This is a genomic window from Actinosynnema sp. NPDC004786 (genome assembly GCF_053601135.1).
Genome location: NZ_JBSGBG010000025.1, coordinates 51,685 through 61,932, shown reverse-complemented (window position 1 = coordinate 61,932; position 10,248 = coordinate 51,685). Strand labels below are relative to the sequence as shown.

Sequence of the window (10,248 nt, the reverse complement as noted above, 5' to 3'; positions counted from 1 at the left end):
GACTCCTCACTCGCTTCGGTCGTCCGGCGCGGGGTGCGCTACCACCGCACCCGCAGCCGGGCCAGGCCGCGGATCGACAGCCCTTCCTTCCAGACGACCGACTCCGGTCCGGGCGCGACGCGCAGCGCGGGGAAGCGCGCGAGCAGGCGTTGCAGGACGATCCGCAGTTGCAGCCTGGCCAACGGCGCGCCGAGGCAGCGGTGCACGCCGTGCCCGAATGTCAGGTGCACCTCGCCGTGCTCCTCCGGGCTCAGCCGGTCCGGCCGCGCCCAGGTCCCGGGGTCGCGGTTGCCGTGCAGCAGCGAGACGACCACCGCCTCGCCGGCCTGGACGGTGACGGCCCCGAGCTGCACCGGCTCGACGGCCACCCTCGGGAAGCTCAGCGGCGTCGAGGGCGTGAGCCGCAGCAGGTCGTCCACCAGCGGGTCGAGCAGGTCCGGCCGGTCCCGCGCGTTCTCCCACGCGCCGGGTTCGGACAGCAGCGCGAGGACCGACAGGGCGATCTGGCCGACCGTGGTCTCGTACCCGGCCATCAGCAGGGTCAGGCCCAGGGTCAGCAGCTCGCCCGGGGACAGCCTGCCCTCGTCCTGCGCGGCGATGAGGTCGGTCAGCAGGTCCTCGTCGTCGGCCCGCCGCTTGCGCGCGATCAGCTCGCCCATGTACTCGACCAGTTCCAGGCGACGCCCGGACTTCTCCCTGGGCGTGCTCGCGGAGATGTCGAACAGCACCTCGACCCGGTCGCGGAACGCCGGCGCGTCCTCGGCCGGCACGCCGAGCATCGAGCACAGCACCGACATCGGCAGCGGGTTGGCCAGGCCCTCGACCAGGTCCGCGCCCGGCCCGGCCGCGGCCAGCGCGTCCAGCAGGTCGTCGGCGAGGCGTTCGACGGACGCGGTCAGCGCGGCGACCCGCCGGGTGCTGAACGCGCCGCTCACGATCCGCCGCAGCCGGGCGTGCTCGGCGCCGTCCATGCTCATCAACGCGTCCGCGGCGGGCTGGGCGTCGTTGAACCGGGGCGCGTGCGGCCGGGTCGCCTCCGCCCGGCTGAACCGCTGGTCCGCGAGCAGCCGGCGGCCCAGCGCGTAGTCGCGGACCAGCCACATCTTGTCCCCCACCGGGGTGACGATCGGGATGACGCCGCCGTCACCCGGCGCCATGAACGCGGGGAGCGGCCCCAGGTGGTCGACACCGTGCTCCTGTCCCACTCGCGTGCTCCTCTCCGCTGCGGTGTTCGCGGTCATGCCGTGGTGCGGCGTTCGGCTTCGCGCCGCGCCGGCGCGGCGGCCTCCACCGGCGGCCCGGAGGTCCCCGGACGGCCGGGGATCCCGGCCGCGAGGTCGATCGCGCCGTGGACCCCGGCCACGACGAACGGCACGGTCGGGCCGTTGCCCGCCGTCCGCGCGGACGTGCGTGCTCTCCGGGACGCTGGGTGCACCATGTCGGGGTCCTCCATGACGTGATCGGCGTGGGCGCGGGGGTGTGCGCCTCAGATCTCCGGCCAGCCGGACGGGTCGATGCCGTGGCGGCACAGGAAGGCGTAGGCGATCCGCTCCATCCCGATGCCGATGCAGCCGGAGTGCGCGGGCGAGCCGTCCGGCGTGGTGATGCCGAACGCCTCGCCGAACTTGGCGCCGTGCAGGTTGAACGAGCCGACCGCGATCGTCCGGTCCTCGACCACCGGCATCTGCAGCTCGTACTTCATCTTCAGGGCCCGCTGCACCATGACCCGCTTGGCGGTCGCGCCGTTGCTGAAGAACGGGTCGTTCGCCACCTCCAGGTGGCCGGCGAGCCGGAGGTCGTCCACGAGCGCGCACACCGCGTCCACGAGGGCCTGCCGCAGCTCGGCGACCGCGCCGCGGCTGCCGAGGAACACCACCTCGCGCATGGTGAAGTCCCACAGCCGCTCCAGCGTGCGGTGGTAGCGGGACTCGAAGCGGAAGATCTTGCCGGAGGCGGTGAGCACGCGGCCCTCGGCGGGCAGCCGCGTCCCGGCGAGCTGGTGGTAGGTGTGGTAGCAGACCGTGGGCGACAGGCAGTAGCCGGTGTGCCCGGTGCGGCCGTCCATGAACGCCGCCTTGTCGTCGGCCGCCTCGAACTGCGCCGCGAACCCCTGGTACACGTCGGCGTCGGAGTGGAACCGGCCCGCGGTCATGAGGAACTGCGGGAACGAGTCGAAGTAGCCGGCCCTGTGCAGCACGTCGGTGGGGATCAGCGCCGGGTAGTGGTTCTCGACCGCGCCGAACCGGTCGACGGCGAGCGCCCGGACCCGCTCGTCCAGCGCGGACAGCAGCCGCGCCAGCGCGCCGCTCGCCGCGTAGGCGCCGTCGCCCATGCGGGTCACCAGCCCGGCGTCCTCGACGTCGGCGAAGGTGACGCGCGACGGGCGCGGCATCGCCATGGACTGCCACACCACCGGCACGTCCGCGACCTCGCCCTGGGGCAGCACGTCCCGCCGCACCACCAGGTTCAGCTTGCGGCCGATCTCGTCCGGGTCGGCGCCGTCCGCGGTGGAGACCTCGACCTCCCGCACCTCGCCGCCCGGTCCGCGCACGAGGCTGAACCGGTGGATCTCGGCCGCGGCGTAGTAGACGCGCTTGGCCAGCTCCTCCGCCATGCTCCCGGGGACCTCCGGGGAGAGGGTGATCGAATAGTCCGGCATCTGGGTGACTCCTCCGCGTGCGCCCGTGCGGGGCACTTACTGGTGGGTGGCTCCGTGGGCGTCCAGCGGGCGCGGCGCGTGCTCGGCCAGCGCGGCGCGGACCAGGTCCAGCAGCGCCGGCCGCGCGGTGTGGACGAAGAAGTGGCCGCCGGGCAGCACGTGCGAGGCGAACGGGCCGGTGCTCTCGGCCGACCAGGGCGCGACCCGGGCGGGGGGCACCTCGACGTCCTCACGGCCGGTGAACACCACCACCGGGCAGGCGAGCGGCGGCTCGGGCCGGTACCCGTAGGTCTCGAACACCGCGAAGTCCGCCCGGATCGTCGGCAGGAACAGCCGCAGCAGCTCCGGCTCGTCCAGCACGTCGTCCGGCAGCCCGCCCAGGGTCTTGAGCAGGGCGATCACCCGGTCGTCCGGCGCGTCGTGCACCGGTCGCCGCAGCCTCGGCAGCCGGGGCGCCGCGCCGCCGGAGGCGAACAGCACCCGCGGCTCCCCCGCGCCGCGCCGGCGCAGTTCCCGGGCCAGCTCGAACGCGACGAGCGCGCCCAGGCTGTGGCCGAACACCGCGTACGGCACGTCCAGCTCGTCCCCGAGCGCCGAGGCGAGCGCGTCCACCAGCGGACCGAGGCGGTCGACGGGCCGCTCCCGCAGCCGGGTCTGCCGACCGGGCAGCTCGACGGGGCAGACCTCGACGTCCTCGCCGAGCGCGCCGCGCCACGGCTCGTAGGCCGAGGCCGCGCCGCCGACGTGCGGCAGGCAGAACAGCCGCAGGGCGGGCGGTCGCCCGGCGGGCGGGCCGACGATCCAGCCGCCGGCGCGCGGGCGGGGTGCGGTGGGGTGCACGGTTCCTCCTCCCCTACCGGTTGAGCTTCGGTTCGGGGCCCGGACCGGCGTCGGCGGCTTCGGCCACGGCGACGCCGTCGGTGACCGCGACCCCCCGGGGCACGCCCGGCGTGTCGTCCGCGCTCTCGTCGTCCTGGTCCGCCACGGACTTGGCGACCTCGGGCACCGGCAGGCGTCGCACGACCAGCGAGGCCGCGCACAGCACCGCGACGGCCGCCATGATCGCGTACATGGCCTGGTAGCCCAGGACGCCGATCAGCGCCGCGCCCGCCGCGATGGACACCGCCTGCACGGCGTCGGTGACGCTGCTGACCGCCGCGTTGGCCCGGCCCTGCATGCGGGCGGGGGTGTAGAGGTGCAGCGCGGTGCCCAGGCCGACCATCACGAACGGCAGGCCCAGCCCGAACAGGATCACGCCGGCCAGGAAGAACGGCACGCCCGGCAGCAGGCACAGCAGCAGGCCGGCGGCGATCAGCGCGTAACCGGCGCAGGTGGACCGGATCTCGCCCCACCGCTTCACCACGCCGCCCGCGAGCAGCCCGCCCGCGACCGAGCCGCCGCCCTGGAACGACGTGATCACGCCCAGGAACGCGGCCGGTTGGCCCAGGCCCTCGTTGGCGGCGAAGATCGCGGTCTCCAGCAGGCCGACCACGGCCATGAACGCCACCACCGTGAGCGAGAGGCGCAGCAGCAACGGCACCCCGCGCACGAAGCGGAACCCGGCGACCACGGCCTTGCGCAGCGGCTCGCCGGCGGGCTCCGGCTCGGACTCGGTCACCTGGATGGTGATCAGCAGCACGGCGGCCAGCACGAACGTGCCGGTGCCGAGCAGGGCGAGCGCCCCGCCGCCGAACGCCACGTACACGCCGGCCCCGATCGCCGGGGACACGATGCGCACGCCCTGGCCCACGGCCAGGATCAGCGACCGCGCCGTGGCCGCGTCCTCGGAGGGCAGGACGTCCTTCAGCAGCGCCGACGACGCGGGGCTCGCGGAGTACACGCCGTAGAGGAAGGTGACCACGTAGACGATCCACACGTCCTCGACGCCGCGCACCGCGAGCAGCGCCAGGAACACGGCGGCCATGCCGAGGTCCATGCCGATCATCAGCCGCCGCCGGCTGACCCGGTCCACGACGTGGCCGAGCAGCGGCGCGAACAGGCCGGGCACGGTCAGGGCGAGGAAGACCGCGCCCGCGGCGGCGTTGGACCCGGTCAGGTCCTTCACCCAGATGGCGAGCGAGAGGTAGACGGCCGTCTCACCGAAGCTCGTCACCGTCCCGCAGATGAACAACCTGCGGAAGCGCGGGTTGCCGCGCAGAAGCGTCCACATGAGAATCCCCTCCGTGCCGCCGGTGCGACCGGACCGGCCCGATGGTCGGTCAGTTCTCGCCCATGGCCAGGCGCAGGCTCTTGGGCCGCATGTCGGTCCACACCCGGTCGATGTGCTCCAGGCACGCCTCGCGGGTGCCGTTCACGCCGACCGCGTTCCACCCGGCCGGCACGGGACGGCCCACCGGCCAGATGGAGAACTGCTCCTCGTCGTTGACGACGACGTCGTACTGGTCCGCGGTGGCGGTCGACTCGGTCATGGCGGGTCCTTTCGGTGTGGTTCGGGTGGTTCGGTGATCAGCCGGGGGTGGGGCCGGTCGGCTCGCGGTCGCGGGCGACCGCGGTGACGAGCCGGCGCAGGGTGGGTTCGGCCAGGAAGTCGGCCAGGTCCACCGCCACGCCCAACGCCTCGTCCACGCGGGCCAGCAGCTTGAGCGCCTTGATGGAGTGGCCGCCGTGCGCGACGAAGCTGTCGTCCGGGCGGGCGTGGGTCGTGCCGAGGGATTCGCACCACAGCGCGGTGACCGCCTCGGTGACCGGGTCCGCCGGCCGCGCCGGGTCCGGTCCGGCGGACTCCGGCGACGGGACCCGGTCGGGCAGCGCGGCCAGCAGCGCGGCGCGGTCCACCTTGCCGTTCGCGTTGAGCGGCATCCGGTCGGTGACGACGACGGCCGGGATCATGTAGTCGGGCAGGGTCGCGCGCAGGCGGTCGGCGAGCCCGGCGGTGTCGGAAGTGCCCTCCTCGACCGTGACGCAGGCCAGCAGCTCGGCGCTGTCGGCGGTGGGGCGGGCGAAGGCGACCGCGTCGGTGACGCCCGGCAGGGCGCGCAACGCGTGCTCGATCTCGCCCAGCTCCACCCGGAAGCCGCGGACCTTGACCTGGTCGTCGGTGCGGCCGACGAACCGGAACGACCCGTCGGGCAGGGGCCGCACCCGGTCGCCGGTGCGGTAGAGGCGGCCGCCGCCGTCGGGGTCGAACGGGTCGGGCACGAACGAGGCCGCGGTGAGCGCGGGGTCGCCGTGGTAGCCGAGCGCCAGGCCCTCTCCCCCGACGTACAGCTCGCCCTCGACGCCGGGCGGCACGAGTTCGCCGTCCGGCCCGAGCGCGTAGGCGGTCGAGCCGGTGACGGCGCGGCCGATCGGCAGCGGGCCGGGGTCGAGGTCGGCCGGGGTGACCCGTTGCAGGGTGCTGACCGTGGTGTTCTCGGTCGGGCCGTAGACGTTGACCACGCGGGCCGGCGGCCGGTCGGCCAGCAGGCGGGCCAGGCGCTGCTCGTCGGCCTTCTCGCCGCCGAACATCAGCAACCGCACGTCGCGCATCGCGGCCGGGGCGAAGTCGATCACGGTGTGGAGCAGCGCGGTGGGCAGGCCTAGGACGGTGATGCGCTCGCGTTGCAGGAAGGCCCTCAGCCGCGCCGGGGACAGGGCGTCCTGCTTGTCGCCCACCACCAGCACCGCGCCGGAGCCCAGCGCGCCCCACAGCTCCAGGATCGAGGCGTCGAACGCCGGGTTGCACAGGTGGGAGACGCGGTCGGTGGCGTGGTAGGCGATGCCCTCGGCGTCGGGCACCAGGCGGCTGATCCCGCGGTGCGGCACGACCACGGTCTTGGGCCGGCCGGTGGAGCCGGAGGTGGAGATCAGGTAGGCGGCGTCCTCGCCGACCACCCGCACCGGCACCTCCGGGTCGGGGTCGCCGCCCGCGTGGTCGAGCAGCCGCCGGAGCGGCAGCACGGGCAGTTCCGGCGGCAGCGGCGGCGCGTCGCCGGTGACGATCGCCGCGTCCGCCACCCCCCGCACCGCGGTGCGGAGCCGGTCCGCGGGCTGGTCGGGGTCCAGCGGCAGGTAGGCGCAGCCGGCGTAGAAGATGCCCAGGTAGGCGGTCACCGAGTCCAGCGAGCGCGCCACCGGGACGGCGACCACGTCGCCGCGGCGCAGCCCGGCGGCGCGCAGGCCGGTGGCGATGGCGACCGCGCGCTCGTCGAGCTGCCGGTAGGTCAGCTCGACGTCGCGGTGCCGCACGGCCGGCGCGTCCGGCCGTTCCGCCACCCGCTCGCGGATCAGCTCGGGCAGTGGCCGCCGCGTGCCCGCCGCGGCCCGTCCGGCGCCGGCCGCGGTCGACGCGGCGTCACGGGGGCGGTCCGGGATGCGCAGCGGAGCGTCGGGGCGGGCGAACGCCGCCCGCGCGTCGGCCATCAGGCTCGCGTGCAGGTCGGCGGCCTTCTCGGTGGAGAACAGCGCGCTCTGGTACTCGAACTCGGCGATCGTGCGGTTCGCCTGCCGGGTCACCGACCAGAGCAGCTCGTACTTGGCGGTCCCGGTCGGCAGCAGCTCGCGGGCGGCCGACAGGCCGTCCAGCCGCAGCGCGCAGCCCGAGGCGTCGAGGTAGGTCAGGCCGGCCTGCACGAGCGGCGCGCGGGACGGGTCGCCGCCGAGGCCCAGGTCCTCCACGATGGTCTGGAACGGCACGCCCCGGTGCGCCAACGCCTCGGCCATCGCGCGGCGGACCTGCTGGGCCAGGTCGCGGGCGGTGATCCCCTCCGGGAGGGTCAGCCGCAGCGGCACCGGGTCCACGAACATCCCGATCTCGCCGCGGTGCGCCGCGGTGCGGGACGAGGCGGCGATGCCGATCACCAGGTCGCGCTCGCCGGTCAGCGCGGCCAGCCCGGCCGCGTAGGCGACGATCCAGGTCATGAACGGGCTGAGCCGTTCCTGGGCGATCAGGTCGGCCATGCCCGCCAGGAGGTCGTCCTCGCAGACGAGCTGGTGCACGTCGCCGTCGCTGCCCGGCACGGCCGGGCGCGGCAGGTCGTGCGGCAGGGCGATGCCGCGCGGGCACCCGGCCAGCACGCGCCGCCAGTAGGCGCGGGACTCGTCCGGGTCGACCAGCCGGGACGGCGCGGCGCCGGCGTCGGCGCGCGGCGCGGTGGCCGGGGAGTCGGGGACGCCTTCGGTGTAGAGGCGGCCCAGGTCGTCCTCCAGGATCGCCAGCGACGCGCCGTCGCACACCAGGTGGTGCACGGTGAGCAGCAGCAGGTCGCCCTCGTCGCCGCGTTCGACGGCCAGCGCGCGCAGCAGCGGCGGGTCGGCCAGGTCGAACGGGCGGCGGGCGTGCTCGTCGATCAGGGCGCGCAGGGTGTCCTCGGGCAGGCCGACGGCGTCCAGCCAGCGGCACGACACGCCCGCGTTGGCCGCCGTGACCGCCCGGCCCGGCGCCTCGAAGCCGCGGCGCAGGGCGTCGTGGCGGGCGACCAGGGCGTCCAGCGCGGTCCGCAGCCGCGGGATGTCGATGCGGCCGGTGAACCGGTAGAGCGCGGCCAGGTGGTACTGGGGCGTGCCGGGGTGCAGCCGCTCGGCGAACCAGAGCCGTTCCTCGGCCGGGGTCAGCGGCCGCTCCTCGCGCCCCGGCCGGGGGTCGGCCAGGAACGCGAGCAGCCGGCCGAACTCCGGGTACTGGTACAGCAGGTCCAGGTCCAGCTCCGCGCCGGTGAGGGCGCGCAGGCTGATCGCGGTCTCCACGGCCATGCCGGAGTCGCCGCCCGCCGCGAAGAAGTCGTCACCCGGGTCGACGTGGTCGACGCCGAGCGTGGCGCACCAGATCCCGGCGAGGGCGTCGCGCAGGCCGTCGGGGTGCTCAGTCATCCGAGCCCCCGGTCCCGGCCGTCGCGGGGTCGCGCACGACGAGCCAGTCGCCGATCGCCAGCGCGTCCATGGTGGAGCGCGCGTAGGTGGCGACGGCTTCCAGCGGCGTGCGGACGATCGGCTGGCCGCGCAGGTTGAACGAGGTGTTGAGGATGACCGGGGTGCCGTGGTCGTCGCCGAACCGCCGGATCAGGGCGTGGAAGCGCGGCGCGGACTCCCGGTCCACGACCTGGACCCGGGCCGAGCCGTCGACGTGCGTGATGGACGGCAGCAGGTCGCGGTACTTCTCGCGCACCTGGGTCACGAACAGCATGTGCCGGTACTGGGCCTCGCGGCCGGGCTCGATCTCGAAGTACTCGCCCGCGTCCTCGACGGGCACCGCGGGCGCGAACGGCCGGAACTCCTCGCGCTGCTTGACCACCGTGTTCAGGTGCGCCCGCATGTCCGGCGCGGTGGGGTCGGCCAGGATGCTGCGGTTGCCCAGCGCCCGCGGCCCGAACTCCATGCGCCCCTGGTACCAGGCGACGACCGCGCCGGAGCCGATCAGCACGGAGGTCTCCTTGAGCAGCGCGTCGCCGGGCAGGTGGCGCACCTGGTGCCCGGGGCCGAGGGCGCCCAGCGCCGCCTCGATGTCGGCGTCGCCGAACTCCTCGCCCCAGTACGGCATGCCCATCGGCCGGGGCGACGCGGGCACGTGCTCGCGCAGCACGTGCAGGGCCGCGCCGAGGGCGGTGCCGTCGTCGCCCGCCGCGGGCTGCACGAAGACCCGGTCGAACAGGCCGCTGCGGCTGATCAGGCCGTTGGCCGTGCAGTTGAGCGCGACACCGCCCGCCATGCACAGCCGCCGGGGCGCGTCCGCGCCGGCCACCCCCTCGGTCAGCACGAACAGCAACCCCTCCTCGATCGCCCGCTGCAGGACCGACGCGATGTCCATGTGCCGCTGGGTGACGGGGGCGTCGGGGTGGCGGGCCGGGCCGAAGACCTCCTCCAGGGCGCGGATCGCGCCGCTGTGGGTCTCGCGCTCCTCGGGCGTGCGGTCCCGGGCCAGCAGCGGCACGGACAGCGCGCCGCCCGGCCGCCGGACGACCAGCTCGACGCCGGGGAACGCGCCGGGGTCGCCGTAGGGCGCGAGCCCCATCACCTTGTACTCGTCCATGCCGGGCAGGAAGCCGAGGTACTGGGTGACGACGCTGTAGAGGATGCCGAGCGAGCTGCCGATCGGGTACGTGCGCAGGGTCTCCAGCGTGCCGCCGCGCCCCCGGAACAGGGAGGTCGACTCCGCTTCGCCCATGCCGTCGGCCACCAGCACCAGCGCGTCGTCGAACCCGCTGAGGTGGTAGCTGCTCGCCGCGTGCGCCAGGTGGTGCGGGACCCGGACGAGCTTGCGCGCCCAGTCCTGGTCCGGGTAGTGCGCGGCCAGCACCTCGCGCTGGACCTCCTCGCGGTAGACCTCCTGGTACCAGCGGCGCAGGAAGCCGTCCAGCTCGAAGGCGGGCGACGGCTCGTAGCGGAAGCCGTGCGCGACGAGGTCGACGTCGTCCATCGTCGCGCCGGCGATGCGCAGGCACGCCTCGACGGCGTCCGCGGGGAACGCGCCGGTGCCCTTGTCGCCGTCGTGCCGCTCCTGCGCGGAGGCCGCGATGACGCCGTTCTCGTCCACCAGCGCGGCGGCCGAGTCCAGGCCCTGCACCAGGCGCTGCTCGCGCCAGTCGAGGCCGGGCATCATCTGCTTCTTGAGCGCGGCGGCCCGATCGAGTCCACTGATACCGAGGACCAGCACG

8 protein-coding genes are annotated in these 10,248 nt (G+C 74.9%); all 8 read right to left on the bottom strand.

Features of this window, described 5'->3' with window-relative positions; genetic code table 11:
- Positions 1–38 precede the first annotated feature (38 nt).
- The 8 genes from ACWEFJ_RS22680 to ACWEFJ_RS22645 are packed head-to-tail and all read right to left on the bottom strand — an operon-like array spanning position 39 to position 10,247.
- A complete protein-coding gene (locus ACWEFJ_RS22680) occupies positions 39–1,205 on the bottom strand; it encodes a cytochrome P450 (protein ID WP_449714944.1) in 1,167 nt (388 codons plus the stop codon).
- A gap of 32 nt (positions 1,206–1,237) precedes the next feature.
- Complete coding sequence (locus ACWEFJ_RS22675) at positions 1,238–1,438, bottom strand: hypothetical protein (protein ID WP_449714943.1); 201 nt, start codon at positions 1,436–1,438, stop codon at positions 1,238–1,240.
- 48 nt (positions 1,439–1,486) lie between these two features.
- Positions 1,487–2,659 carry a class-II aminoacyl-tRNA synthetase family protein gene (locus tag ACWEFJ_RS22670; RefSeq protein WP_378094623.1) on the bottom strand — a complete coding sequence of 391 codons (1,173 nt, stop codon included), beginning with the start codon at positions 2,657–2,659 and terminating at the stop codon, positions 1,487–1,489.
- A gap of 36 nt (positions 2,660–2,695) precedes the next feature.
- Positions 2,696–3,499, bottom strand: a complete 804-nt coding sequence (locus ACWEFJ_RS22665) for a thioesterase II family protein (protein WP_449714942.1) — start codon at positions 3,497–3,499, stop codon at positions 2,696–2,698.
- Between the two features lie 13 nt (positions 3,500–3,512).
- Positions 3,513–4,829 carry an MFS transporter gene (locus ACWEFJ_RS22660; RefSeq protein ID WP_449714941.1) on the bottom strand — a complete coding sequence of 439 codons (1,317 nt, stop codon included), beginning with the start codon at positions 4,827–4,829 and terminating at the stop codon, positions 3,513–3,515.
- A 49-nt stretch (positions 4,830–4,878) separates the two neighbouring features.
- Positions 4,879–5,088, bottom strand: a complete 210-nt coding sequence (locus tag ACWEFJ_RS22655; RefSeq protein WP_378094617.1) for an MbtH family protein — start codon at positions 5,086–5,088, stop codon at positions 4,879–4,881.
- Between the two features lie 37 nt (positions 5,089–5,125).
- Positions 5,126–8,467: a non-ribosomal peptide synthetase gene (locus ACWEFJ_RS22650; RefSeq protein WP_449714940.1), complete on the bottom strand. Its 3,342-nt coding sequence runs from the start codon at positions 8,465–8,467 to the stop codon at positions 5,126–5,128.
- Positions 8,460–10,247 carry a carbamoyltransferase family protein gene (locus ACWEFJ_RS22645; protein ID WP_449714939.1) on the bottom strand — a complete coding sequence of 596 codons (1,788 nt, stop codon included), beginning with the start codon at positions 10,245–10,247 and terminating at the stop codon, positions 8,460–8,462. Before ACWEFJ_RS22645 ends, ACWEFJ_RS22650 begins: the two co-directional genes overlap by 8 nt.
- Between the last annotated feature and the right edge of the window lies 1 nt (position 10,248).